This window comes from Clostridium sp. J1101437_171009_A5, from assembly GCF_015547905.1.
Classification (GTDB): domain Bacteria; phylum Bacillota; class Clostridia; order Oscillospirales; family Oscillospiraceae; genus Pseudoflavonifractor_A; species Pseudoflavonifractor_A gallinarum.
Map to the genome: position 1 here is coordinate 215,224 of NZ_JADMVY010000001.1, position 24,190 is coordinate 239,413.

Sequence of the window (24,190 nt, forward strand, 5' to 3'; positions counted from 1 at the left end):
ATCAGCCGATATACTGGATACCGGAGCCGTCCACAGCCTCATAGCCCTCCTGCAGGCCCTCCAGCCAGGTCTGGACGTCGGCATCCCGCAGATCGTTCTCCGCAGTGTACTTCCACAGAGGATCGCCCACGCTGTCCAGATACATCACATGCCAGCCCTGCTGTCCGGACTGGGTATTCTCCACCAGACCGGTGTCGCCCACCTTGCGGCCATCGGCAAAGATCCAGTTCAGGAAATCGGCAAAGAAGCTGGTGTCCCGGGTCACATCCTCATAGAGGCCGCCGTTGTCCTTGGAGCCGGGGTCCTCGGAGTTGGCCTTGGCCAGCTCGGCAAAGGAGTCGGCGCTCTGATCGCCCGCCTTGAACTGATCCAGGATCTCCTGGGCCTTATCCTCGGCGGCCTGCATGGCCTCCTCGGTGGGCTCCTCCGCCCCCTCGGCCACCTCAGCCTTCACCAGGATGTGGCGGATATTGGCGGTGCCGAAGTCGTCCTCATTGCGGAAGCGCTCCACAAACTGCACCACATAGTAGCCGGAGCCCTCGGACTCGACCACCGTGATGTCGCCGGCCTTACGGCTGCTGTCGCTGAGCCACTCCTGATAGGGGCCGGCCAAGGCGCTGCCCACATGGCTCATCTCTCCCTCATAGGTGAGGTCCTCGTCCTCCGCCTTGGCCGCCTCGGCCGCCGTGGCAAAGTCAGACTTCTCCACTTCGCTCCGGAAGGCGTCGGCCTTGGCCTTGGCCGCCTCCATCGCAGCGGTCTGCTCCTCTTCCGTGGGCTCCACGGTGTTGCCCTCTTCATCGGTGGTGCTCTCCGCGGTGCCGCTGAAGAAGATGGTGTGATAGCGGAAGGTATCCAGGTCCGCGGCGTTCTCGGTGTAATACTCCTCCAGCGCGGCGTCATCATAGGTCAGGCTGTCGGAATAAGCGGTCTGGTACTGAGAGGCCAGAAGGCTCTCCTCCAGGCAGCTGCGCAGGACCTTTTCATTCATATAAGAACCAAAGTAGGCCTTGAGGAAGCTGTTCAGGCTGGGGTAGCCGTTCTGGCTGGCGCCGCTGCGGTAGCTCTCCAGGGCGGTCTCCAGCTGCTCCTGGCTCTCCTCGGTCAGAGTCACGCCCTCTTCCCGGGCCGCATCGGCCAGGGCGGCCTCCTTGATCATGGTAGCCTTCGCCTGCTCCATAAAGAGATCATAGAAGGTCTTGCCGCTCTCCTCGTCCACCACCTGGTCCCGGTCGGACTTGGTGGAGTCATAGCCCATCATGGACAGATAATAGCCGTAGCTCTGCTTGGTCTGACCATAGTAGTAGGAGACCTCAGCGGGGCTGTAATCCCGTCCGTTGATGGTCATAGCGACGGTACGGCTCTGGAAGAAGCCGGAATTCCAAACCAGCAGGGCCACCACCAGGACGGCCACCACCACGCCGATGACCGTATAGATCACCGTATTCCGCTTCTTGATGGCAGCTTCCTTGCGCTCCTTGATCTGCTTCTGGGTGAGCCCCTGGTTGGGGTCATCCTGGCGCTGCTTCTTTTCTCTGGATGCGCTCATTTTGTTCAGTCCTCTCGTAGTAATTCCCGCGAAGGGTAGTCTTCGCATAAACAACTTGACATTATACAGGAAAAGCCGTTTTCTTTCAAGTCCCAAGGCGGCTTCTCCGCCCGCTGCATCCAGTTTTTACGGTTTATTCACACTTGTCCCACCAGGCTTCGATGGCCGCCCGGCCGGCGGTGACACTGCCCTGGACCATCCCGGCCGAGCCGCCGCCCCGTCCCTCCAGGGCGGCATTCATCTCCCGGACCAGCGGCCGGAGATCCCGTCCCGCGGAGCCCAGAATATAGCGGAAGCGTCCCTCCTCCGGGGCAAAGGCGGCGCACAGTCCGATCCCCCGCTCCAAGGCGGCGTTGACCAGCGCCCGGAGCCCGTCGGTGTCCAACTCTTCAAAAACCAGTACCCGCTCGGTCTCCCGGGGCAGAAGCTCCGCCTTGGCGCAGGCCAGTGCCCGCCCCAGCCGGGCAGCGCGGAGTTTGGTCTGTTCCAGCTCCCCGCTCATTCGGCGGGCGGCCTCCGCCACGTCCTCCTGCTTGGCCGAGAGCAGATTGGAAATGGCCGTGATGCTCTCCTGCTTGCGCATCACATCCTCCACCGCCCGGCTGCCGCAGAGCATGCGCAGGCGCACGCCCCCCTTCCAGTTCTGCATGGAGAGCAGGTGGATGAGTCCCACCTCCCCCGTCCGCCCCACATGGGGCGCGCAGCAGGCACACCGGTCATACCCGGAAATGGTGACGATGCGCACGTGCTCCTTCAGATCCAGCTTGCTGCGGTATTCCAGGTGCTCCAGCTCCTCCGGCGCGGGGTAGGCGCACACCACGGAGACATTCTCCGCCACTGCCCGGTTGGCCCGGCGCTCTACCTCCTGGACGTCCGCCCAGGTCACTGGCCCGCTCAGGTCGATGGTGACTTCCTCATCTCCCAGATGAAAGCCCACGTTCTCCAGTCCGTAGAGGGTGTGGAAGAGCCCGGAGACGATGTGCTCTCCGGTGTGGCACTGCATCCGAGAAAAACGCACCTCCCAGTCGATCTCCCCCCGCACGCGGGTACCCACCGGCAGAGGACGGTCCGTGTGGTGCCAGATCGTGCCCTCCGCCTCCTGGGTGTCGGTGACGGACAGGGGCTCTCCCTCCGTCGGGTACAGGCTTCCCACATCGCCGAACTGTCCGCCTCCCTCTGGAAAGAAACAGGTCCGGTCCAGGGCGATCCGCCATCCGCCCTTCCGCTCCTCACAGGCCAGAACCGTGGCCTCCACCGAGCGGATATAACTGTCCAGATCATACACGCGCTCTGTCATCATAGTACGTATTTCTCCTTTTCAACCCTTGGAAAACAAGTCTTTTGTCAAAAGCGGGGACCCGCGGCGCGGGTCCCCGTCTTTTCGATGGCTTACCTTATTTGGCGTAGTAGTTGATGAGGCATCCGGCCAGGATGATCTCCCGCTCTTCCTGGGTGATGCCGGGCAGCTTGAGGGTCACCGGACGCTCCGCTCCGTTCTGGATCAGGACGGCCTGGATGCTCTCCTCGCCCCGCTCCAGCGCGGCACGAATCCCGGGCAGATAGAGCCGATCGCCGGGCTGGATGTTCCATTCCTTCACGTCCTCGGCGATGAAGGGGAGCATGCCCCAGTTCACCACATTGGAGCGGTAGCGCTTGGTGGCAAACTCCGCGCACAGGTTGGCGCAGCCGCCCAGCACCCGCTGGCAGGAAGCCGCCTGCTCCCGGGCGGAGCCGTCGCCGGGCTTGAGGGCCATGACGAAGGAACCCAGGCCGGTAGTCTTGGGGTCTCGTCCCATGAGGGCGTCGGTGGCCTCTCCGGCGCGGCGCTTGCGCTCCTCCGCCAGGATGGCCTTGGCGCGGGGCACATACTGGGGATCCTTCCGGGACAGGGCAAACTCGCTCAGCCGCAGGGGGTTGGAGCGATAGGAGGAGGTCTCACCGGAGGGGATCAGCTCATCGGTGGTGGTCACCGGATCGTAGATGGCCGCCGCCGCCGTGAGGAGCAGGTTCTCCGGCAGGGGGATCTGCTCGGGCCAGTCGGCGATGTTGGGGCCGTAGACCAGCTCGGTCTCGGGCTTTGCCTTCCCCACGCCGAAATAGACCCGGGAGCGGTAGGCCGAATCGTCATAGATCCAGCTCTCGTCCTTCTGATCGGCCGGGCAGTCGGGCAGCTCGTCCGCCCCGGTGAGCACGCCGCCGTTGCGGGCGGTGGCCGCAATGGAGCGGGCGTCCATCAGGGCCACATAGGAGATCTGGCCCTCGCCGGGCTTAGAGCCCTCCCGGTTGGGGAAGTTGCGGGTGGAGTGGCGGATGGAGAAGGCGCCGTTGGCGGGCACGTCTCCCGCGCCGAAGCAGGGGCCGCAGAAACAGGAGCGGATGGAGGCACCCGCCGCCATCAGGTCGGCGATGTAGCCCTGCCGGGTCAGCTCCAGATTGATGGGCATGGAGCCGGGGTAGCAGGAGAGCCAGAACTCATCCGGTCCGATGGCGCTCCCCTTCAGGATCTGGGCGGCGCGCACCAGGTTCTGATAAGTACCGCCCGAGCAGCCGGCGATGACGCCCTGATCCACCCGGAACTGTCCGTTCACCAGCTTGTCGGTGAGGGGCGCGGCGCCCTTGATCCCCAGCTGTTCGGCCGCGTCGGCCTCCACCTGGCGGAGCAGCTCCCGGGCGTTGGCCTTGAACTCCCGGATGGTATAGGCGTTGGAGGGATGGAAGGGCAGGGCGATCATGGGCTCCACCGTGGACAGGTCCACCTCCAGAAGGCCGTCATACCAGGCTCCGTCCGCAGGGGCCTGGGCCTTGAACTCCTCGCCCCGGCCCAGGGCAGTCAGATGCGCGCGGGTCGTCTCGTCGGTGCTCCACACCGAGGACAGGCAGGCAGTCTCGGTGGTCATAACGTCGATGCCGGAGCGGTAGTCCATGGACAGGCTCCCCACGCCGGGTCCAAAGAACTCCATGACGGCGTTCTTCACCACGCCCTCCCGGAAGGTGGCCCCGATGATGGCAAGGGCCACATCCTGGGGACCCACGCCGGGCCGGGGCGCACCGGTGAGATGGATGCCGATGACCTTGGGATAGGCGATGTCATAGGTCTTGCGCAGGAGCTGACGGGCCAGCTCCGGTCCGCCCTCGCCGATGGCCATGGTACCGTAGGCGCCATACCGGGTGTGGGAGTCGGAACCCAGGATCATCTTGCCCGGCGCGGCATACCGCTCCCGCATATAGGAGTGGATGACCGCCTGATGGGCAGGTACAAACTCACCGCCGTACTTCTTGGCGGCCGAGAGGCCGAAGACATGGTCATCCTCGTTGATGGTGCCGCCCACCGCGCACAGGGAGTTGTGGCAGTTGGTGAGCACATAGGGCAGCGGGAATTCCGTCAGCCCGGAGGCCCGGGCGGTCTGGATGATGCCCACATAGGTGATGTCATGGGAGGCCATGGCATCGAACCGGATGGCCAGACGGTCCATGGTGTCCAGGGTGTTGTGGGCCTTGAGGATGCCGTAGGCCATAGTGCCCTCTCTGGCCTGGGCGGGGGCAGGCAGACCGGCGGTCCGGCCCTCCTCCTCCGAGAGGAAGGCGCCGGAACGGTAGTAGACGCCGGAACGTGTGATTCGAATCATGTGGTTTCCCTCCAAACGGTGTCGCTCTCATTTAGCGATTTAGTTTATTGTATCAAGAAGCGGCAGAGAGCGCAACCCTTCCAAGCCCCTTCTTTCCCGATTTTGCACAAGTTCTTTCGAAATTTATGTCAACTATTTTTCCTGGATTCGGTTGACGGATTTGCTCCTTTCCGGTAAAATTATGTCTGCAATTCTCAGAAAAGGAGTCCGTCATGAAAAAAACTTTCCTATGTCTCCTCGCCATGCTCTGTCTGCTGGCCGGCTTTCTCACCGCCCAGGCGGCCGGACCGGCGGGAACGTTGAGCGTCTCTTTTTACAGTGAGAGCGCCAAGCGCTATGACGCCCCTGTCCAGACCGATCTGGTTCAGCTCCAGCTGGACGGCACGGCCCTTACCCCGCCTGACGTCCCGGCCCTCATCCAGTACATCGGCGGCGCAGGGCGGACTCTGGTCCCGGTGCGTCTGGTCTCGGAAGCCCTGGGTGCCGATGTGCTCTGGGTCAACGACACCCGTCAGGTCATCATCCAGAATGAGAGTCAGACCATCGTGCTCACCCTGGGCTCCTCCAAGGCAACGGTCAACGGCACGATTACCGATCTGCCCGGCGGCGTTCCGGCCGGTGCCGTCAAATACAACGGAAAAGAGAGCACCATGGTCCCCCTCCGGTTTGTCTCCGAGACCCTGGGTGCGGAGGTCCTCTGGGATAATGACACCTTTACTGCCGATATCCGTACCGGTGCAGTTACTCCGACTCCCACCCCCACGCCGACCCCTACTCCTACTCCTACTCCTACTCCTACTCCTACGCCTACGCCCACACCGACTCCCACTCCCACGCCGACTCCCACACCGTCGCCGGAGCATGAGGACCGGGGCACCATCGTGCGCATTGAGCAGGATGACAACGCCCAGTCCGTCTTTATTGCCACAAACCACGTGCCGGAATACCGGGTGGTGGATCTGGGAAGCCGGGTCGCCGTGGATATTCTGGGCACGGTCATCGACCCGGGCAGCGGCAGCATCACCGTGGAAAACGAAGTGATCACCGCCGTCCGCTACGCCCAGCACGGGGACGACCTGGGATACAGCTATCCCCACACGGTGCGCGTGGTCTTTGACCTGGCGGAGGGCTTTACCTACTCGGAAAATATAACCGTAGAGAAGCAGGTGGGCGGCGTTCTGGTGACCTCCCACTATGAGGATGTGGCGCCTCCTCCGGACATTCCCACCGATCCCATCGACCCCTCCACGGCCACTATCGTGATCGACCCCGGCCATGGCGGCTCCGCCTCCGGCGCCTACTACGAGGGGATCATGGAAAAGGATCTCACCTTCCCCATCAGTCTCTATCTGCGGGACATTCTGGAGGACGAGGGCTACAACGTAATCATGACCCGGGAGAGTGACGTCTACATGACCCTCTCCGACCGCTGTGCGGTGGCTAATGAGGTGGACGCCGACCTCTTCATCAGTATCCACTGCAACGCCTTGGCCAACAACACGAATTACCAGGGGCTCATCACCTTCTATTCCACAGGCAGTACCAAGGGCCAAAAACTGGCCCAGGCCGTCCAGGACGCCACGGCGGAGGCCACCGGGGCCATCAACCGCGGCATCCGGAACAACTCCGACTATACCGTCCTGCGGCAGACCAAAATGCCCGCCATTCTGGTGGAGACCGGCTTTATGTCCTCCCATGAGGAGCTCATGCGCCTGTCCGACCCGGCCTACCAGCAGCTTCTGGCTCAGGGCATGGCGGATGGTATCATCCGGTACCTGAACTCTTCTTCCTCATAATTACAAAACAAAAAACCCTGTCCGGGCACTGCGCACCGGACAGGGTTTTTTTATGAACACGGAATGGAACGCTTAGAACAGCCCGGAGATCACGCCGTTCTCGTCGATATCGATCTTCTCCGCCGACGGCACCTTGGGCAGGCCGGGCATGGTCATGATATCACCGGTCAGTGCAACGATGAAGCCGGCACCCGCCGAGACCTTCAGGTTGCGCACTGTGATGCGGAAGCCCTTGGGAGCGCCCAGGAGAGTCTGATCGTCCGAGAAGGAGTACTGCGTCTTGGCCATGCAGATGGGCAGATTGCCGTAGCCCAGCTCGGTCAGCTGCTTGAGCTGCTTCTTGGCGTTGGGGGTCAGATCCACGCCCTCGGCCCGGTAGATCTTGGTGGCGATGGCGTTGAGCTTCTCCTCAATGGAGGCGTCTGACTCATAGCAGTAGCGGAACTGGTTGGGCTGCTCGCACAGACGGACCACTTCCTCGGCCAGGGCCTTGCCGCCCTCGCCGCCCTTGGCCCACACCTCGGACAGGGCCACGTTGACGCCCAGCTCCTTGCACTTGTCCTCCACCAGCTTGAGCTCGGCGGCGGTATCCGTGGGGAAGGCATTGATGGCCACCACGCAGGGCAGGCCAAAGACCTTGGTCACATTCTCCACGTGCTGGAGCAGGTTGGGAAGGCCGGCCTCCAGCGCGGTCAGGTTCTCCTGATTCAGATCGGCCTTGGCCACGCCGCCGTGGTGCTTCAGGGCGCGGACGGTGGCCACGATCACCACGGCGCTGGGCGCGAAGCCCGCGGCGCGGCACTTGATGTCCAGGAACTTCTCGGCACCCAGGTCGGCGCCGAAGCCCGCCTCGGTGACCACATAGTCGCCCAGCTTCATGCCGGTGTCGGTGGCCATGATGGAGTTACAGCCGTGGGCGATGTTGGCAAAGGGTCCGCCGTGGATGAGCGCGGGGGTGTGCTCCAGGGTCTGGACCAGGTTAGGCTTGATGGCGTCCTTCAGGAGGGCGGCCATGGCTCCCTCGGCCTTCAGGTCATGGGCGGTGACCGGCTTGTCATCCCGGGTATAGGCCACGACCATGCGGGCCAGGCGGGCCTTCAGATCGGTCAGGCTGGTGGCCAGGCACAGAACTGCCATGATCTCGGAGGCCACCGTGATGTCGAATCCGTCCTCACGGGGCACGCCGTTGGGCTTGCCGCCCAGGCCACAGATGATGTTGCGCAGCTGACGGTCATTCATATCCACCGCGCGCTTCCAGGTGATCTTGCGCACGTCGATATCCAGCGCATTGCCCTGCTGAATGTGGTTATCCAGCATGGCGGCCAGCAGGTTGTTGGCCGCGCCGATGGCGTGGAAGTCACCGGTGAAGTGGAGGTTGATCTCCTCCATGGGGACCACCTGGGCATATCCACCGCCGGCCGCGCCGCCCTTCACACCGAACACGGGGCCCAGGCTGGGCTCGCGCAGGCAGAGAACGACCTTTTTGCCCAGCTGATTCAGGGCATCGGCCAGTCCCACACTGGTGGTGGTCTTACCCTCGCCTGCCGGCGTGGGGTTGATGGCGGTCACCAGCACCAGCTTGGCCTTTCGAGGCATCTCTCGCAGGGGGTTGAGATCCAGCTTGGCCTTGGTGCGGCCATAGGGCTCCAGCATGTCCTCGGCAACTCCAAGCTTGGCGGCCACTTCTGCGATGGGCAGCATTTTCGCTTCCTGCGCGATTTCGATATCCGTTTTCATCGGAATACAGCCTCCTTTATCCATGTTCGCTTTCCGTTTGTTGTATGTAATCAATGGAATGTCCCGACTCCGGGAAACTCTGTTTCCATACTAGCACGGAAACGGAGGCATTGTCAAGACTTGGCAGTTTAGTTTTTGAAATTTTCTTCTCAAGGCATCCGACCCCCTTATTGTCCCTCCGACTTGACCCGCGGATAGAAGAGGGCCGCTGCGCCCAGCGCACACACGCCGCCCAGCAGCTTGGAGGCCACAAAGGTCGCCACCACCGGTCCCGGCTCCACGCTGGCGATAAAGGCCATCTGTCCCCCCAGGGCAAAGGCGCCCGACACGGAAAAGGCGGCGTTCATGGCCTTTCCTCTGGGGTCCATCTGGCTGAACAGAGGGAGCATGGAGAGACTGGTGGCCAGGCTCAAAATCAGACCCACCGCCGCGGACTCATTCACACCCATCCAGCCCGCAAGGCGCCGGATGGGTCCCTGGCACCAGGCCAGGATCAGCCGGGAGAGCACCATGGCCCCGCAGACCACCGCGGTGATCTTCAGCACCACCACAAGGGCCTCCTCCGCCAACCCCGGCTCCGAGAGATTCCACGCTGGGAGAAAGAGTCCCAGCACCACCAGCGCGAAGAGCACAAAGCTCAGCGCCCGCACCCCGTTGCCCAGCAGCAGAAGTACCCGGGTAGTGGGGCCGGTGGCCTTCCAGAGGGCCAGGCAGAGCCCCGCACAGACCAGCAGAATGGGGGCACAGGTCCTTGCCAGCTCCCCCCATCCCACGCCCAGCAAAATGCCTCCGCTCAGAAGGGCGGTAGGGAGGGTGACGATCCCCAGCACCAGTCCCCGCATCATGGCTCCCACCTCTTCCCGCCCGATCCCGGCCAGAGAGAGGGGCAGCACAAAGCTCAGGGCACAGCCCAATGTGGAGGAGACGATCACACCGGCAAACCGTCCTACCGCCGGATTCCCCGCCATTTCCCGGGCAATGGACCACCCGCCCAGGTCAGGGGCCAGGATGCAGCCCACCAGTACGCAGGGGTCAAAGGGGAGCACTCCGGCGAGAGCCGCCACCGCCTGGGTATTGCCCCGCACCGCGGTGATGCCCAGACAGTACAGCCCCACCAGGGAGATGGCCAGCCTGCCCATGGAGTCCACACCCCGTCCAAAGGGCTCCGCCAGTCCCATCCGGCCGCCCAGCAGCTGATCCAGCAGCCCCAGGGCCGCCAGAACCAGCAGAAACGCAATCAATCCATTCATATTCTCTCATCCCGCCATAAAAAGAGGGACGCCCCGCGCATATACCGGGGGCGTCCCTTCATCCAGTGTGATATTCTTACTTGGTGCCGAAGATACGGTCGCCCGCATCGCCCAGGCCGGGCACGATGTAGCCGTGCTCGTTGAGCTTCTCATCCACAGCGGCCACATAGATCTCCACGTCGGGATGATCCTTGTGGACCCGCTCGATGCCCTCGGGGGCAGCGATGATGTTCATCAGCTTGATGTGCTTGACATCATAGTTCTTGATGAACTGGATGGCCGCGGAGGCGGAGCCGCCGGTAGCCAGCATGGGATCGAGGATGATGATGTCACGCTCGGCAATGTCGTTGGGCATCTTGCAGTAGTACTCCACGGGCTCCAGGGTCTCGGGATCCCGGTACAGGCCGATGTGGCCCACCTTGGCGGCGGGGAGCAGCTCCAGAATGCCGTCCACCATGCCCAGGCCGGCCCGCAGCACGGGAACGATGGCCAGCTTCTTGCCCGCCAGGGTCTTGAACTTGGCGGTGGTGATGGGGGTCTTGATCTCGACCTCCTCCAGCGGCAGGTCGCGGGTGGCCTCATAGCACATAAGGGTGGCGATCTCGGAAACGACCTCCCGGAACTCCTTGGAGCCGGTGCGCTCATCCCGCAGGATGGAGAGCTTGTGCTGCAGCAGCGGGTGGTCCAGAATGTGTACCTTTTCCATGTCCATGGTATCTTCCCCTTTTATCTTGTTTTCTCAGCGGCTTCCTCCGCCCGGAGCCTTTCCAGCCGCTCCCGTTCCGCCTGAGAGAGGCGGTGGTAAACAGGGACCAGGCCCTGCGCGTCGGTCAGCGCCCCGGTTCGGGCCTGCTCCAGTGCCGCCCGGGCAACTCCCCAGGCGCTCTGATAGCGCAGATGGGGCGGCGCCAAATGGACATCCAGCCCCTGTTCCTTAAACGTAGTATAACATAAAAGCGCGCCGTCTCCAACCAGAATTTGCGGATTTTCCCTGTTTTTTAACTCGGCCGCCAGTTCCGGCAGGCCGATGGCCCGGTCGGGCGTGAGGCGCTCCAGTCCCTCTCCCGTTCCCTGGAAGCAGGCATTGTAGACCTGGCTGCGCCGGGCGTCCATCACGGCGCAGATCTCCCCGCCGGTGTGGGCCATGGTCCAGGCCATGGCCTCCAGGGTCGAGACCCCCGCACAGGGCTTTTCCGCCGGCCAGGCCAGTCCCTTGGCCGCCGCCACGCCGATCCGCAGCCCGGTAAAGGAGCCCGGACCAGCCGCCACCGCGATGAGATCGATCTCATCCAGGGTAGAAGCGCAGCTGTCCAGCATATGCTCCAGCATGGGCATCAGCGTGCGGCTGTGGGTCAGGCCGTTGTTCTGGAAGGACTGGGCGATCAGCTTCTCCTCCTCACACAGCGCCACGGAACAGGCCGTGGCCGAGGATTCCAGTGCCAAAATCTTCATGCTCTCCCCTCCTTCTCCGTGAGCGCGGGGGCCCCGGTGATGGTGAGGAGACGCTGGTCCTCTCCCGCTCCCCGGCGGATATCCACCCGGATACAGCCCGCTTCCAGGGCCCGCTCCACATTTTCGCTCCACTCTACGGCACACACGCCGCCCCGGGCCAGATAGTCCTCCCAGCCGATGTCAAAGAGCTCCTCCTCCGAGCCAAGGCGGTACATATCAAAGTGAAACAGCGGCAGACGGCCGCCCTCATATTCGTTGACGATGGTAAAGGTGGGACTGGTCACCCGCTCTGCGATGCCCAGGCCCCGGGCAAGCCCCCGGGTAAAGGCCGTCTTGCCCGCCCCCAGGTCTCCGGAAAAGGCCACCACCGACCCGGGTGTCAGCACCCGCGCCAGGGCCTCCCCCAGCGCCTCGGTATCGTCCACACAATTGGAAACATATTCCATGGATTCACGCTCCTTCAAACCGGGGATATTATAACATATCTTTGAAGAAAGCGCAAAACGGTTTACGTCTCTCCAAAAAGGTGATATGATAAGAGCCGTTCCTCGGAGCTTCCCGGCGGAAGCGCTCCGGATTTCTGATTGGTTCGATTTGGAAAGGAGGCCGTTTTCTCTGTCCTGGCTCACCGATTCCCTGAAAGAGTTTTTCCGCAAGGGCGACCTTGTGCTCCTCTCCCTCTGCCTGGCTGCCAGCGGCTTTGGACTGGTGCTCATTTACAGCGCATCCCGCTATACCGAGAGCACCCGCTTCATGCCGGTCCAGTCCATCGCGATTGTGCTGGGCGTGCTGGTCTATATTGTGATGTCCTCGGTGGATGTGGAGCTTTTTACCGAAAAATCCTGGAAGTTTCTTCTGGCCTTCAACATCGGCTTTGTGCTGCTCACCCGCACTCCCATCGGTGTGGACCACGGCACGGGCAACCGCAGCTGGCTCTCCATCCCCGGTATCCCCTTTGAGCTCCAGCCTGCGGAGATCGTCAAGCTCACCTTTATCCTGCTTCTGGCCTGGCAGTGCAGCCGCATCCAGAGCCGGGGGCATGACATCAGCTCCATTCCCTCGGTCATGCAAATCACAGGACATACCCTGATGATGTTCGGCCTGATCGCAGTGGCCTCGGGCGACTTCGGCATGGGACTCACCTATCTCTTCATCTTCGTGGTGGTGGCCTGGGTGTCCGGTGTCAAGAAGCGTTGGTTTGTCCTGGCCATCCTGCTCTTTGCCGCCATGGTGGTATTGATCGTTCTGTTCTGGGACAAGTTCAGCGGCATCTATTTCTTCCGCCGGATCAAGGTGGTGGTGGACCACATCACCGGCAACCCGGATACCCTCTACGATCAGACCATGGATACCGGGTGGCAGCAGACCAAGAGTATCACCGCCATCGGCAGCGGCCAGCTCACCGGCATGGGTTACCTCAATGGCAACCTGACCCAGAGCGCCTATGCCACCAGCCTGCCCGCCCGGTACAACGACGAGATCTTCGCCGTCTGTGGTGAGGAGTTCGGCTTTATCGGCTGCGTGTTCCTGCTCCTCCTGATGTCTTCCATTATCCTGCGCTGCATCTGGGTGGCCCGGCGGGCCTGTTCCCCCCAGTCGGCCTACCTGGTGATGGGATATGCCGGAATGCTCCTGGCTCAGGTGGGCGTCAACATCGCCATGTGCCTGTATATCTTCCCCGTGGTGGGTCTGACCCTCCCCTTCGTGAGCTACGGCGGCTCCTCCATCATCACCATGTTTGCCGCCATGGGCATCGTATCCAGCGTAAAAATGCGCTCCCTCCCCAGCTGGCTGCGGGACCGGAGCAAATTATAGGAAAAACCGCATAACCTCCTTGTTTTGGGAAAGACTGTGGGTGATCCCATTTTTCCAAACAAGGAGGTTTTTTCTTTGAAGCATTCCGCACTGACCCGCCGCCTGGTATCCCTGGGTGCGCTGTGCGCCCTCACCCTGACCTTCTCCCTTCCCGCCTCCGCTTTTCTGTTCTGGGGCAAGGAGGAGACATCGGTCGGAGAGGCCACGGTGGCCGCCTTTGCCAAAAACGGCCTGCCCGGAGAGTCCATCTCCTTCTCCGCCGAGGATTTCCGGGTGGACGCCGACGGAGATGTGGCCCTGGACGCCGTGGTCATCTCCTCCCTTCCCGACGCCGCAGCCGGCGTGCTCACCCTGGCCGGTATCCCGCTGAACGTGGGGGATTCCGTCTCCATGGACGCGGTGGATGGACTGCGCTTTCTCGCCTCCACTCAGCCCACCGCGGCCACCTCGCAGTTTACCTTTGCCCCGGTCTTCTCCAACGGTGTGTCCGGCCGGGAGGTGGAGGTAGGGCTCTACCTTCTCTCCGCTGAGAACAACACCCCGGTGGCCCAGCATCTGGAGCTCTCCACCTATAAAAACACCGTACTCACCGCACCGTTCTCCGCCACCGATCCCGAGGGAGATCTGCTCTCCTACCAGCTGGTCAGCAAGCCGGCCCGGGGCGCGGTGACCATGCCCGCCGAGGGGGAGAATACCTTCACCTACACGCCCTATGAGGGCAAGACCGGAAAAGACGCCTTCACCTACGTGGCCGTGGACTCGGTGGGCAACACCTCCGCTCCGGCCAAGGTGACCATCACCATCGAGAAGCCGGCCACCAAGGTCACCTATGCGGATATGGACGGCCACGCCGCCGCCAACGCCGCCATTCGTCTAGCCGAAGAGGGGATCTTTGTGGGGGAATGTATGGGGGACTCCTACTTCTTCCAGCCTGATCTGCCTGTGACCCGCAGCCAGTTCGTGGCTATGGTGATGGATACCACCGGGCTGGAGGCCCTGGAGGACGTGAGCCGCACCGGCTTTGCCGACGACACCTCCATTCCCCAGTGGGCCAAGCCCTATGTGGCCTCCGCCCTCAAAGCAGGACTGGTCCAGGGGACCCAGAGCGCCGACGGACAGGTGGTGTTCCAGCCCCAGGCCCTCGTGACCCGGGCCGAGGCCAGCGTACTGCTCAACCGGGTGCTCCAGGTCACCGACGTGGCGCAGCCCACTTTCGGCGTGGATCTGACCGGCGCGCCCGCCTGGGCGGTCCAGTCGGCGGCCAATCTGGAGAGCTGCGGCGTCCTTCAGGCCGAGTCCAACGGCACACTTACCCTTTCCAACACCCTGACCCGGGCGGAGGCCGCCCAGCTTCTGGTCGGTGCGCTCAACGTACTGGAAAACCGGGAGACCGGGAGCTTCCTTCCCTGGTAACATGCAAAAACGCGCCGCAGAGCTTTGACTCTGCGGCGCGCTGTTGTTTTAGGGGTCAGCCGGATTACTTGCCGTACTTCTCCTGCAGGTACTTGTCCATGGCGGCAGCGGCCTTCTTGCCGGCGCCCATGGCCAGGATCACGGTCGCGGCGCCGGTCACGGCATCACCGCCGGCGTACACGCCCTCACGGCTGGTAGCCATGGTCTCCTCATCGGCCACCAGGCAGCCCTTCTTGTTGGCCTCCAGGCCGGGGGTGGTGGAGCGGATCAGGGGGTTGGGGCTGGTGCCCAGGGACATGATGACGGTGTCCACTTCCAGCTCAAAGTTGGAACCGGGGATCTCCACCGGACGGCGGCGGCCGGAGGCGTCGGGCTCGCCCAGCTCCATCTTCACGCACTCCATGGCGCGGACCTTGCCGTGGCCGTCATCCAGGATCTTGACGGGGTTGTTGAGGAACAGGAACTCGATGCCCTCTTCCTTGGCGTGATGGATCTCCTCCCGGCGGGCAGGCATGGCCTCCTCATCCCGGCGGTAGACCACATACACCTTGGCGCCCATGCGCTTGGCGCAGCGGGCGGCGTCCATGGCCACGTTGCCGCCGCCCACGACGGCCACGGCCTTGGCGTCCTTCACGGGGGTGTCATAGCCCTCGCGGTAGGCCTTCATCAGGTTGATGCGGGTCAGGTACTCGTTAGCGGAGTACACGCCGGCCAGAGCCTCGCCGGGGATACCCATGAACATGGGCAGGCCGGCGCCGGAGCCGACGAACACGGCCTTGTAGCCGTCCTCAAACATCTCGTCGATGGTGTAGGTACGGCCCACCACCACGTCGCACTCCAGATCCGCGCCCAGAGCACACAGCTTGTCGACCTCGTTCTGCACGATGGCCTTGGGCAGACGGAACTCGGGGATGCCGTAGACCAGCACGCCGCCGGCGGTGTGGAAGGCCTCGAAGATGGAGACCTGATAGCCCTTCTTGGCCAGATCGCTGGCGCAGGTCAGGCTGGCAGGGCCGGAGCCCACCACCGCCACCTTGATCCCGTTGGATGCGGGCTTCTCGGGCATGGCGTTGACGTTCTCACGGTACCAGTCGGCCACGAAGCGCTCCAGACGGCCAATGGCCACGGGCTCGCCCTTGATGCCGCGGACACAGTGGCACTCACACTGGGTCTCCTGGGGGCAGACGCGGCCGCTGATGGAGGGCAGGGCGTTGGTGCTGGTGATGACGTCATAGGCGCCCTGGAAGTCGCCCTCGGCCACCTTGGCGATGAACTCAGGGATGCGGATGTTCACGGGGCAGCCGTTGACGCAGGGCTTGTTCTTGCAGTTCAGGCAGCGCTTGGCCTCGTCGATGGCCATCTCGGCGGTGTAGCCCATGGCCACTTCTTCAAAGTTATGGTTACGGACGCCGGGATCCTGCTCCGGCATCGGATTCTTCGTCATGCTCATGTTCGGCATTTTCTTCGACCTCCCTTAGTGAATCATGTTCTTGGCGAGCGTCTCCATGCGGCAGGTGTGGCGCTCTTTTTCCTTGGCCTCACGCTCGCGGTACACGGAGTTGCGGTTCATCAGCTCGTCAAAATCCACCTTGTGGCCGTCAAAGTCGGGGCCGTCCACGCAGGCAAACTTCATCTCGCCGCCCACCGTGACACGGCAGCAGCCGCACATGCCGGTGCCGTCGATCATGATGGGGTTGAGGCTCACCAGGGTGTGGATGCCGAAGGGCTCGGTGGTCTTGCAGACAAACTTCATCATGGGAACGGGGCCGATGGCGATCACAGCGTCATACTGGTTGCCGGCCTCGATGAGGGCCTTGAGCTTGTCGGTGACAAAGCCCTTCTCGCCGTAGGTGCCGTCGTCGGTGGTCAGGTAGAAGTTGTCACAGGCGGCCTTGAACTCCTCCTCCAGGATCACGATGTCCTTGGAGCGGAAACCGGCGATGACGTCCACCTGGATGCCCTCAGCGTGGAGGCTCTTGGCCTGGGGATAGGCGATGGCGCAGCCCACGCCGCCGCCGACCACGCACACCCGCTTCACATCGCCCAGCTCGGGGCGGGTGGGCTGGCCCAGGGGGCCTACGAAGTCCCGGATATAATCACCCTCATTGAGGTCGCCCAGCAGCTCCGTGGTCAGGCCCACCTTCTGGAACATGATGGTGATGGTGCCCTTCTCGCGGTCATAATCGCCGATGGTGAGGGGGATACGCTCGCCCTCCTCATCCAGACGCAGGATGATGAACTGTCCCGCCTGTGCCTTCTTGGCGATCATGGGGGCCTCGACTTCCAGCAGGGTCACGCTGGGATTGAGGACCTTCTTTCTCACGACTTTAACCATACCTTGATCTTTCCTTTCCTCCGACTCGGCCAATGCCCGCACGTTTCCAGACCATCCCGTTTCCCTTCGGTGGGGCTGGACAGCGGAGCCGGGGCCATCCGTCTCGTTTTCCGGCAGAACAGGGTCCCGCCGGACTCTCTAAACTCAACAAATAAGACTCATAAGTTTAATAAAAACAGCCTTCTGCTCCGTTTCAAGTCCTATGAGTTCTTATCCTCTAAGAAAAGATAGCAGTTTCCCATAACTTTGTCAAGAAATTATCAGAGCTTTTTCTCTATTTCTACAATCGCTCCGCAGGCAATCCGCAACACGCCGCCCGCTCTTTACATTGTTTTCCAAAAAGAGTATGATAATACAGTCAATCTCGTGAAAGGCGGTGGTCCTGATATGATCGATGAGATCCTGCGCTATAACCGCTCCTTTGTCTCTCAGGAGCGGTATGCCCCCTATCAGACCAGTAAATATCCCGACAAGCATCTGGCGGTCCTCTCCTGTATGGACACCCGGCTCACGGAACTGCTCCCCGCGGCGCTGGGACTGCGCAACGGGGATGTCAAGCTCATCAAGAATGCCGGCGCAGTGGTCAGCCATCCTTTCGGAAGCATCATGCGCAGCCTCCTCATCGCTGTCTATGAGCTGGGCGTGGAGGAGATCATGGTGGTGGGCCACTACGACTGCGGAGTGCAGCACATGGACGGCGAGGAAATGCTCCGCCATATGCGGGAGCGCGGCATCTCCGAGGACCGCATCCGCCTGGTGGAGAGCTGCGGCATTGACCTGCGCCGCTGGCTCACCGGCTTTGACAGTGCGGAGGACTCCGTCCGGGCCACTGTGGAGCAGATCGTCTCCCACCCGCTCATGCCGGACGGCCTGGTGGTGCGCGGTTTTCTGATGGACCCCGCCACCGGACGGCTGGACCCGGTCTCCTGACCGGAGAGCCTCACCCTCTCTCCCGCCACCTGGGCCAGGTGATCCGGATCTCAAAGCATGCCTGATCTCCGGATGCCGTAACAGTGCATCCCATCTGTTCCCCCAGGGTCTTGACAATGGCAAGGCCCAACCCGGTGTTGCGTCCGGTGCGCATCTTATCCGCCGTAAAAAACCGCTCAAACACCCGGGGCACATCCTCCGCCTCCAGCCCGGGGGCCGCATTGGCGAAGGAGCTGACGACCGTGCCCCCCTCCTGCCACAGACGGATGGACATGGGACCGGCGCCGTGGTCCAGCGCATTGCGCAGCAGATTGGTTCCGATCCGGAGCACGCCCCCCGGATCGGCCTGGACGGGGGGCAGGTCGGAGGGCAGATCCACCTCCATCTCAAACCCCGCCTCGGTAAAGTCGGTATAGAAGGAGGCCAGCAGCTCGGAAAAGACCGCCCTCAGGTCCACCCGCTGCTTTTCCAGCGGAAATTCCCCGCCCTCCAGCCGGGAGAGATCATAAAAGCTGGTGATGAGCCGCTGCAACGTCTGAGCCCGGCCCCGGATCACGCCCAGATATTCCGTCTGCTGTTCCTCGGTCAGGCCGCCCTCCTCCAGAAGCTGGAGGTAGCCCAAAATGGAGGTCAGCGGGGTGCGCAGATCGTGGGAGATGTTGGAGATCTGCCGCCGGAGCTCCCGCTCCCGGGCCCTTCCCTCCGCCCGCTCCTCCTGCCGAAGGGCCAGCAGCCGGTTGACCTCCTCCAGGAGGGCTTCCGCCGCGGCATTGGGGGCCTCGAGCCGTACCCGGGAGACGCTGTCCTGCTCCTCCAGCTGCCGAAGCTGCTCCACCGCCGAGCGGAGAGAGCGGTTCTGCATACGGCCCCAACACACCAGCACAATGCACAGCACCAGCAAGATTCCGCAGAGGATCCACATGGTCCTTTCCCCTTTCTTGAGGAGGGCCCACGCCTGTGGCCCCTTCCCCTTCCAAACAAATCGTGGCGCACCCGCTTTGCGCGGGTGCGCCTCAGCGTGTCGAAACATTCGACACGCTTCTCAAAAATGCAAGCATTTTTTCGAGGGGATGCAGGCCGTCGCGCGCATGGCCCAAAGGGCCACACACTTACAGCCTGAGCAGAGTGTTTTCCGACGTACACGCCGCCGGAAAACACGATTTGACTCCATTCCGCCATCTGCGGACGGCGGAACTCTGCGAGGCTCTTGCAGCACAAAGTGCAGAAATACACTTTATCGACAGCCTGTGGCGCACCCGCTTTACGCGGGTGCGCCTATTTTTTCTGTCTACCGGATGTCTTTCCGTTTCAACAGAGCCAATCCGGCCGCCGTGCTGGCAGCCAGCCATCCCAGGCCCACGCCCCAACACCAGACCTGATACGTCCAGGTCAGCCATCCGCTCAGAAACCGGGGCGTCAGAAGCAGAGAGGGCATAAAAACCGCCTCGGCAACGGTTGCCGTCCAAGAGGAGGTGTTGCCCGCAAAGAGGATGGCCACGAACACCAATAAAATGGGCTGTCCAAAGAAGAAATAAATATAGTATCCGCAGATCCACACCGCCGTGTTCCGGATGGCCAGCGCCGCCATATGGCAGACCCCCGCCATACCGCACCAGATGGGCACCGCACCCAGGACAGAAAAACCCAGCACCGCCAGATTGGTCCACTCCTGTTCCGGATCGTTGTGGTTCAGCAGCAGCCATCCCCCGACGAGGCAGGCCCCCAGCAGGATGGCACACAGGGCCAGCCCGGCCAGCAGGACCGCAACCAGTTTTCCCAGATAGATCCGGGTGCGGCTCAGGCCAAAGGCTACCTCATGCTTCAGGGTATCGGACGCGCCGTCATCCACCAGCATCACCAGCAGAGGTGCCACCAGAACGCCCGCCACCAGTACCACCGTGCATGCCGCCGCGAGATTGCTGTACTCTCTCCCGCTCAAAAGGACGGAATAGACCACCATGAGCAGAAAGAGAATGCCCCAGGTCAGAAAGAGCGCGGGGCGCTGTGTGAGCTTCCACAGCTCCGCCTTGACATAGTTGAACATATGGAAGCTCCCCCCTTTCCACCTCAGCGAATCTCCTTTTTCTGGAACAGGCCAATCCCGATCCCGGTGGCAGCACCGAACCAGACCAGTCCGGTGATCCAGCATCGGGCCAGATAGCCTCCATCAAAGGCATGATTTCTCAGGTCCTCCAGCATCACGGCGGGCATAAAGCCCCGCAGCGTCTCAAAGATCGGGTGGAACAGGATACCAAAGGCCTGAAACACACTGGGCAGGACCGTCAGGATCGCGACCCCCAGGAAGGCTCCCATGGTGGAGCTGCGCACATGGAAGTAGCAGGCCATCACCACCGCCTGGGCCGCCATCCACAGCGGCAGCGCCCCGGCCAGGCAGTAACCCACCGCGGCCAGCGCCTGCCCGTCTTCTCCGCTGTGGGGGAAGAGAAGCCAGCACCCCGCCAGATAGAAGCCCACCAGCACTGCGCAGGCCAGGACAGCCACCGCCAGGGAGACCAACAGTTTACCCAGATAGATCCGCTCTCTGGGCAGTCCGTAGGACACCTCATTTTTCAGTGTGGTATGCTTGTACTGGTCGGAAAACACCACATCTCCTGTCAAAAACGTGGCATACATACCAAAGGTCAGCAGCAGGGCCACGATCATACTGGTAGAGTAAAAGGAGACCTGCGGATTGCCCCAGGAATAGGTGCTCCAATACCCCCACAGGAGCACGCCCTCCAGGGACAGGCAGATGGCCAGGGCCACATAGAGATACTTGCGCCGGAACACCTTGAAACACTCGGCAGTCAGATAGTTACGCATGGTGGACACCTCCGATCAGGCCCAGGAAGTAATCCTCCAGATTGGCCCCCTGGGGCTCCACGGCGGAGAGGCCCACGCCCGCCTCTACCAGGGCACGGGTGACCTCTCCCGGCCGGTCCAGATGACTGTAAAGCCGGATGACCGACGGACTGAGCACCTCAAAGTCCCGGGTTGCCAAATCTTCCTCCAGGACCCGGGCCGCCTTGGCGGCATCGTCCACCCGCAGCTCCAGACAGGCCCGGCACTTCTCACTCAGCCGCGCGGCAGAGATCTGCTCCAGCAGCACGCCGTGGTCGATGAACCCGTAGCAGGTGGCCAGGTTGGCAAGCTCGCTCAGAATGTGGCTGGAGATCAGGATGGTGGTCTGCCGGTCCCGGTTGAGCTTCAGGAGCAGGTTCCGGAATTCCACGATCCCCTCCGGATCCAGGCCGTTGATGGGCTCGTCCAGGAGCAGGAGGTCGGGGCGGTTCATCAGGGCCAGCGCCAGGCCCAGGCGCTGCTTCATGCCCAGAGAAAAATGCTTGAACGGCTTGGTCCCGGTATCCGTCAGTCCGGCCGCCTCCAGCGCCTCGTCCACCGCATTCCTCCCCGGGATGCCCCGCTGAATGCGGTAATACTCCAGATTCTGACGGGCGTTCAGATAGGGATAAAAGCTGGGGGTCTCCACCATGGCCCCGGTACGGGCGCGCATACGGGCGTTTTCCCGCTCATCCCGTGCCCCAAAGAGGGAGATCTCCCCCTCGGTTGGGGTGGTCTGGGCGGTGATCATCCGAATGATGGTGGTCTTTCCGGCGCCGTTGCGTCCGACCAGGCCGTAGATCTGTCCCCGTTCCAGGTCCAGATTGATATGATCCGCGGCCAGCGCATGGCCGTAGCGCTTGGTAAGGCCCCGGGTCGTCAATACTTGTTCTGCCATACAGGCATCAACCCTTCCTTTTTGATTGTGATGCCATTGTAGCAGCTCGTCCATAAAGCCGAATAAAGCAAAGATTAAGAATGTCTAAACTCTGCCCGGGGACTCACTCGTTCTCCTCCGCCATTTTGAACCCAATGCCCCAGACCGTCTTGATATAGTCCCCCTTGCTGACCTTGTTCAGCTTGGAGCGCAGGTTGGAGATGTGGACATTCACCGTATTATCATCCCCCATAAACTCCCCGCCCCATACCTGCTCATAGAGCTGTTCCCGGGTAAAGACCTTTTTCGGATGGGCCATCAGCAGGGCCAGGATCTCAAACTCCCGGGCGGTCAGGCTGGCGGGCTTTCCGTCCACGGTGACGGTCACGCTCTCCCGGTCCAGGACCAGCGCGCCGTGGGTGAGGACCTGCCCCGCCCCGCCGCCGGAAAACTTCTTGTACCGCCGCAGCTGGGCCTCCACCCGGGCCAGGACCTCCGCGTTGTCAAAGGGCTTGGGGATGAAATCGTCCGCCCCCAGCCGCAGGACGTTCACCCGGTCCTCCAGGCCCGCCTTGGCCGAGAGGACCAGGATGGGCATGGTCTTTTTCCGGCGCATCTTCTGGATGAATTCCTCTCCGGTCAGACCGGGGAGCATCAGATCCAGCAGCACCAGGTCATAGTTGTACTGGGTGGCCCAGAGCTCCGCCTCACTCCCGGAAAAGGCGGGGCGGCAGTCGTATCCCGCGTTCCCCAACACCGTACAGAGCAGGCGGTTGATGTCCGGGTCGTCCTCTACCACCAGAATGTGACAGTTCTCCATGGCACTTTCCTCCTCTTATTATTTTACGCGCAGACGCTTCACCAGTTCCCCGTCCGGGTCCACATAGGCGGTCTCATAGGTGGTATAGATCACCATGCCGGGCCGGGCCCCCGCGGGCTTTTTCACATACTTGACCGGCGTATAGTCCACCGGCACCTTTTTTCCCTCCCGTCCCTGGGAGAACCAGGCCGCCAGCACCGCCGCCTCGTGGAGGCTCTGCACGTCGGGGGTCCCTCCCTCGGTCCAGAGGATCACGTGGGAGCCGTGGATCTTCTGAGTGTGGAACCAGATGTCGCTCTTGAAGGCCATCTTGGTGGTGAGCTGGTCGTTCTGACTGTTGTTCTTGCCCACCGAGATCCGCAATCCCGCGGAGGAGCGGAACTCCATGGGCTTGCCCGACACCCGCTTCTCCCGCTTGGCGGCCGTCTTGCCCCGGCGGAGGTAGCCGGTGTCGGCCAGCTCCTGCCGGATCTCCTGCAAATCCCGCTCGCCCTCGGCCAGGGTGATGTTCTCCAGCACACTGTTGAGGTACTCCAGCTCCTTCTCACCCTTTTCGATCTGGATGGTGAGCATCTCCTCGGCGGTCTTGGCCTTGTTGTAATCCTTATAATATTTGGCAGCGTTCTGCTGGGGAGTGCGGAGGGGGTCCAGCCGGATCTCCACCTCCCGGCACTCCGGGTCATAGAAGTCCACCGCCCGCAGTACGCTCTGTCCCTTGTGCATGGCATGGAGATTGGAGGTGATGATGTCCCCCAGCTCCCGCAGCCGCTCCCGGTCCAGGGTGGCCTCCAGCTCCCGCTCCTGGTTGGCCAGCTTACGGGCCACCCGGTCCCGGGCGCTGGTCACCGATTTGATGAGGTCCTGGCCCCGCTGGCGCACCCGCTCAGCCTGATCCCGGGTCTCATAGAATGCGTCCAGCATCGGAGAGAAGCGCTCCTGACGGCGGCACTCAGTCTCCGGTCCGTATTGGAGGATGGGCAGAAAGGTAAAGTCCACCGCCCGGCCCTCCCGCACCAGCAGATAGGGCGCAAAGCGCTTTTCCTGCACCTCCGTGCGGAATTTCTCCAGCTCCTCCCGCAGTGCGGCGGGATCCTCCCCGGCCCGGAAGACCAGTTCCCGGGCAATGAGGGGGGAGATGCCCGTAAAGGCGTCCAGCAGGAGCTTGTCCAGACTCTTCCCCATGGGATTTTCCAGGGCGGCGGCCCGCTCCTCCTCGGAGCAGGCGAGCAGGTCCAGCTTGTCCGGCGCAGGCGGCAGGCGGTAGAACATCCCGGGCAATACCTGCCGCTGGTTGGAGGCAAGGTCTCCGTCCACCCGGCGCAGGCAGTCCACGATCCGCCCCTCCCCGTCCAGCAGGATGAGGTTGGCCCGGCGGCCCATACACTCCAGGATCAGGCGCCGCTCCACCCGGTCACCCAGCTCGTCCAGGACCTCCAGCCGGAAGTCCAGCAGGCGCTCCATGGGGGGCTGGACGATCTCCAGGATACGGCCCCCCGTCAGATGCTTGCGCAGGAGCATACAAAACATGGGGGGCGTGCCCGGGTTCTCCCGGCTGACGGTGGTGAGCTGGGCCCGGGGCTGGTTGGGGCTGGCCGAGAGGAGGAGCTTTCCGTTCCCCTCGTTTCCCCGTACGGCCAGCACCACCTCGTCCCGGCCGGGCTGATATACTTTATCGATGCGCCCGCCCACCAGGGCGTCGCGCAGCTCCTCCGCCACGGCGGAGAGGCAAATGGCGTCCAAGGGCATGGG

Annotated in this window: 20 protein-coding genes; 4 read left to right on the top strand and 16 right to left on the bottom strand. The window is 62.5% G+C overall.

Going from position 1 to position 24,190, the window contains the following annotated elements:
- Position 1: 1 nt before the first annotated feature.
- From I2C21_RS01200 to I2C21_RS01210, 3 genes are all read right to left on the bottom strand, one after another.
- A complete protein-coding gene (locus I2C21_RS01200) occupies positions 2 to 1,549 on the bottom strand; it encodes a peptidylprolyl isomerase (RefSeq protein ID WP_195278290.1) in 1,548 nt (515 codons plus the stop codon).
- A gap of 133 nt (positions 1,550 to 1,682) precedes the next feature.
- Positions 1,683 to 2,849 carry an alanyl-tRNA editing protein gene (locus I2C21_RS01205; protein ID WP_195278291.1) on the bottom strand — a complete coding sequence of 389 codons (1,167 nt, stop codon included), beginning with the start codon at positions 2,847 to 2,849 and terminating at the stop codon, positions 1,683 to 1,685.
- Positions 2,850 to 2,943: 94 nt separating this feature from the next.
- Positions 2,944 to 5,175, bottom strand: coding sequence for a hydratase (locus I2C21_RS01210; protein WP_195278292.1), 2,232 nt, complete (start codon positions 5,173 to 5,175; stop codon positions 2,944 to 2,946).
- Positions 5,176 to 5,387: 212 nt separating this feature from the next.
- Here I2C21_RS01210 and I2C21_RS01215 point away from each other — a divergent pair, with 212 nt between their 5' ends.
- Positions 5,388 to 6,971, top strand: coding sequence for an N-acetylmuramoyl-L-alanine amidase family protein (locus I2C21_RS01215; RefSeq protein ID WP_195278293.1), 1,584 nt, complete (start codon positions 5,388 to 5,390; stop codon positions 6,969 to 6,971).
- Between the two features lie 72 nt (positions 6,972 to 7,043).
- Here the strand turns inward: I2C21_RS01215 and I2C21_RS01220 are convergent, their stop codons facing one another.
- The 5 genes from I2C21_RS01220 to tsaE all read right to left on the bottom strand — a co-directional run bounded on the left by I2C21_RS01220 (position 7,044) and on the right by tsaE (position 11,856).
- The gene (locus tag I2C21_RS01220) at positions 7,044 to 8,708 is read right to left on the bottom strand and encodes a formate--tetrahydrofolate ligase (protein ID WP_101693477.1); all 1,665 of its coding nucleotides are present in this window, start codon (positions 8,706 to 8,708) and stop codon (positions 7,044 to 7,046) included.
- A gap of 167 nt (positions 8,709 to 8,875) precedes the next feature.
- Positions 8,876 to 9,958, bottom strand: a complete 1,083-nt coding sequence (eutH, locus tag I2C21_RS01225; RefSeq protein WP_195278294.1) for an ethanolamine utilization protein EutH — start codon at positions 9,956 to 9,958, stop codon at positions 8,876 to 8,878.
- A 76-nt stretch (positions 9,959 to 10,034) separates the two neighbouring features.
- Positions 10,035 to 10,664, bottom strand: coding sequence for a uracil phosphoribosyltransferase (upp, locus tag I2C21_RS01230; RefSeq protein ID WP_101694001.1), 630 nt, complete (start codon positions 10,662 to 10,664; stop codon positions 10,035 to 10,037).
- A gap of 20 nt (positions 10,665 to 10,684) precedes the next feature.
- Positions 10,685 to 11,410 (bottom strand): tRNA (adenosine(37)-N6)-threonylcarbamoyltransferase complex dimerization subunit type 1 TsaB, encoded by a 726-nt coding sequence (gene tsaB, locus I2C21_RS01235; RefSeq protein WP_235964259.1) that lies wholly within the window; start codon positions 11,408 to 11,410, stop codon positions 10,685 to 10,687.
- The gene (gene tsaE / locus I2C21_RS01240; RefSeq protein WP_186962788.1) at positions 11,407 to 11,856 is read right to left on the bottom strand and encodes a tRNA (adenosine(37)-N6)-threonylcarbamoyltransferase complex ATPase subunit type 1 TsaE; all 450 of its coding nucleotides are present in this window, start codon (positions 11,854 to 11,856) and stop codon (positions 11,407 to 11,409) included. The genes tsaB and tsaE overlap by 4 nt, the downstream gene beginning before the upstream one ends.
- A gap of 85 nt (positions 11,857 to 11,941) precedes the next feature.
- Here tsaE and I2C21_RS01245 point away from each other — a divergent pair, with 85 nt between their 5' ends.
- Positions 11,942 to 13,225, top strand: a complete 1,284-nt coding sequence (locus I2C21_RS01245) for an FtsW/RodA/SpoVE family cell cycle protein (RefSeq protein ID WP_286167179.1) — start codon at positions 11,942 to 11,944, stop codon at positions 13,223 to 13,225.
- 75 nt (positions 13,226 to 13,300) lie between these two features.
- Positions 13,301 to 14,638 carry an S-layer homology domain-containing protein gene (locus I2C21_RS01250; protein WP_193537617.1) on the top strand — a complete coding sequence of 446 codons (1,338 nt, stop codon included), beginning with the start codon at positions 13,301 to 13,303 and terminating at the stop codon, positions 14,636 to 14,638.
- A 64-nt stretch (positions 14,639 to 14,702) separates the two neighbouring features.
- Here the strand turns inward: I2C21_RS01250 and gltA are convergent, their stop codons facing one another.
- Both gltA and I2C21_RS01260 read right to left on the bottom strand, forming a co-directional pair.
- Positions 14,703 to 16,097: an NADPH-dependent glutamate synthase gene (gene gltA / locus I2C21_RS01255; protein WP_193537619.1), complete on the bottom strand. Its 1,395-nt coding sequence runs from the start codon at positions 16,095 to 16,097 to the stop codon at positions 14,703 to 14,705.
- A 15-nt stretch (positions 16,098 to 16,112) separates the two neighbouring features.
- Positions 16,113 to 16,973, bottom strand: a complete 861-nt coding sequence (locus tag I2C21_RS01260) for a sulfide/dihydroorotate dehydrogenase-like FAD/NAD-binding protein (RefSeq protein WP_186962791.1) — start codon at positions 16,971 to 16,973, stop codon at positions 16,113 to 16,115.
- A gap of 387 nt (positions 16,974 to 17,360) precedes the next feature.
- On the opposite strand from I2C21_RS01260, the gene I2C21_RS01265 reads away from it, so the two are divergent.
- Positions 17,361 to 17,903: a beta-class carbonic anhydrase gene (locus tag I2C21_RS01265; RefSeq protein WP_195278295.1), complete on the top strand. Its 543-nt coding sequence runs from the start codon at positions 17,361 to 17,363 to the stop codon at positions 17,901 to 17,903.
- Positions 17,904 to 17,913: 10 nt separating this feature from the next.
- Here the strand turns inward: I2C21_RS01265 and I2C21_RS01270 are convergent, their stop codons facing one another.
- The 6 genes from I2C21_RS01270 to I2C21_RS01295 all read right to left on the bottom strand — a co-directional run bounded on the left by I2C21_RS01270 (position 17,914) and on the right by I2C21_RS01295 (position 24,187).
- Positions 17,914 to 18,825 (bottom strand): sensor histidine kinase, encoded by a 912-nt coding sequence (locus tag I2C21_RS01270; RefSeq protein WP_195278296.1) that lies wholly within the window; start codon positions 18,823 to 18,825, stop codon positions 17,914 to 17,916.
- A gap of 366 nt (positions 18,826 to 19,191) precedes the next feature.
- Complete coding sequence (locus I2C21_RS01275) at positions 19,192 to 19,947, bottom strand: ABC transporter permease subunit (RefSeq protein ID WP_195278297.1); 756 nt, start codon at positions 19,945 to 19,947, stop codon at positions 19,192 to 19,194.
- Between the two features lie 23 nt (positions 19,948 to 19,970).
- On the bottom strand, positions 19,971 to 20,726 hold the full coding sequence (locus tag I2C21_RS01280; protein WP_195278298.1) for an ABC transporter permease: 756 nt from the start codon (positions 20,724 to 20,726) through the stop codon (positions 19,971 to 19,973).
- The gene (locus I2C21_RS01285; RefSeq protein WP_195278299.1) at positions 20,719 to 21,642 is read right to left on the bottom strand and encodes an ABC transporter ATP-binding protein; all 924 of its coding nucleotides are present in this window, start codon (positions 21,640 to 21,642) and stop codon (positions 20,719 to 20,721) included. The genes I2C21_RS01280 and I2C21_RS01285 overlap by 8 nt, the downstream gene beginning before the upstream one ends.
- A 103-nt stretch (positions 21,643 to 21,745) precedes the next feature.
- Positions 21,746 to 22,441 (bottom strand): response regulator transcription factor, encoded by a 696-nt coding sequence (locus I2C21_RS01290; RefSeq protein ID WP_195278300.1) that lies wholly within the window; start codon positions 22,439 to 22,441, stop codon positions 21,746 to 21,748.
- An 18-nt stretch (positions 22,442 to 22,459) separates the two neighbouring features.
- Positions 22,460 to 24,187 carry an Rqc2 family fibronectin-binding protein gene (locus tag I2C21_RS01295; protein ID WP_195278301.1) on the bottom strand — a complete coding sequence of 576 codons (1,728 nt, stop codon included), beginning with the start codon at positions 24,185 to 24,187 and terminating at the stop codon, positions 22,460 to 22,462.
- Positions 24,188 to 24,190: the final 3 nt, after the last annotated feature.

Bases quoted from the DNA above. Each gene is read 5' to 3' on its own strand.
- I2C21_RS01205 (WP_195278291.1), bottom strand. From the start codon at position 2,849: ATGATGACAGAGCGCGTGTATGATCTGGACAGTTATATCCGCTCGGTG.
- I2C21_RS01200 (WP_195278290.1), bottom strand. From the start codon at position 1,549: ATGAGCGCATCCAGAGAAAAGAAGCAGCGCCAGGATGACCCCAACCAG.
- I2C21_RS01270 (WP_195278296.1), bottom strand. From the start codon at position 18,825: ATGTGGATCCTCTGCGGAATCTTGCTGGTGCTGTGCATTGTGCTGGTG.
- I2C21_RS01275 (WP_195278297.1), bottom strand. From the start codon at position 19,947: ATGTTCAACTATGTCAAGGCGGAGCTGTGGAAGCTCACACAGCGCCCC.
- I2C21_RS01285 (WP_195278299.1), bottom strand. From the start codon at position 21,642: ATGGCAGAACAAGTATTGACGACCCGGGGCCTTACCAAGCGCTACGGC.
- I2C21_RS01215 (WP_195278293.1), top strand. From the start codon at position 5,388: ATGAAAAAAACTTTCCTATGTCTCCTCGCCATGCTCTGTCTGCTGGCC.
- gltA (WP_193537619.1), bottom strand. From the start codon at position 16,097: ATGCCGAACATGAGCATGACGAAGAATCCGATGCCGGAGCAGGATCCC.
- tsaE (WP_186962788.1), bottom strand. From the start codon at position 11,856: ATGGAATATGTTTCCAATTGTGTGGACGATACCGAGGCGCTGGGGGAG.
- I2C21_RS01220 (WP_101693477.1), bottom strand. From the start codon at position 8,708: ATGAAAACGGATATCGAAATCGCGCAGGAAGCGAAAATGCTGCCCATC.
- I2C21_RS01280 (WP_195278298.1), bottom strand. From the start codon at position 20,726: ATGCGTAACTATCTGACTGCCGAGTGTTTCAAGGTGTTCCGGCGCAAG.
- I2C21_RS01290 (WP_195278300.1), bottom strand. From the start codon at position 22,441: ATGGAGAACTGTCACATTCTGGTGGTAGAGGACGACCCGGACATCAAC.
- I2C21_RS01295 (WP_195278301.1), bottom strand. From the start codon at position 24,187: ATGCCCTTGGACGCCATTTGCCTCTCCGCCGTGGCGGAGGAGCTGCGC.
- upp (WP_101694001.1), bottom strand. From the start codon at position 10,664: ATGGAAAAGGTACACATTCTGGACCACCCGCTGCTGCAGCACAAGCTC.
- eutH (WP_195278294.1), bottom strand. From the start codon at position 9,958: ATGAATGGATTGATTGCGTTTCTGCTGGTTCTGGCGGCCCTGGGGCTG.
- I2C21_RS01210 (WP_195278292.1), bottom strand. From the start codon at position 5,175: ATGATTCGAATCACACGTTCCGGCGTCTACTACCGTTCCGGCGCCTTC.
- tsaB (WP_235964259.1), bottom strand. From the start codon at position 11,410: ATGAAGATTTTGGCACTGGAATCCTCGGCCACGGCCTGTTCCGTGGCG.
- I2C21_RS01260 (WP_186962791.1), bottom strand. From the start codon at position 16,973: ATGGTTAAAGTCGTGAGAAAGAAGGTCCTCAATCCCAGCGTGACCCTG.
- I2C21_RS01265 (WP_195278295.1), top strand. From the start codon at position 17,361: ATGATCGATGAGATCCTGCGCTATAACCGCTCCTTTGTCTCTCAGGAG.
- I2C21_RS01245 (WP_286167179.1), top strand. From the start codon at position 11,942: ATGATAAGAGCCGTTCCTCGGAGCTTCCCGGCGGAAGCGCTCCGGATT.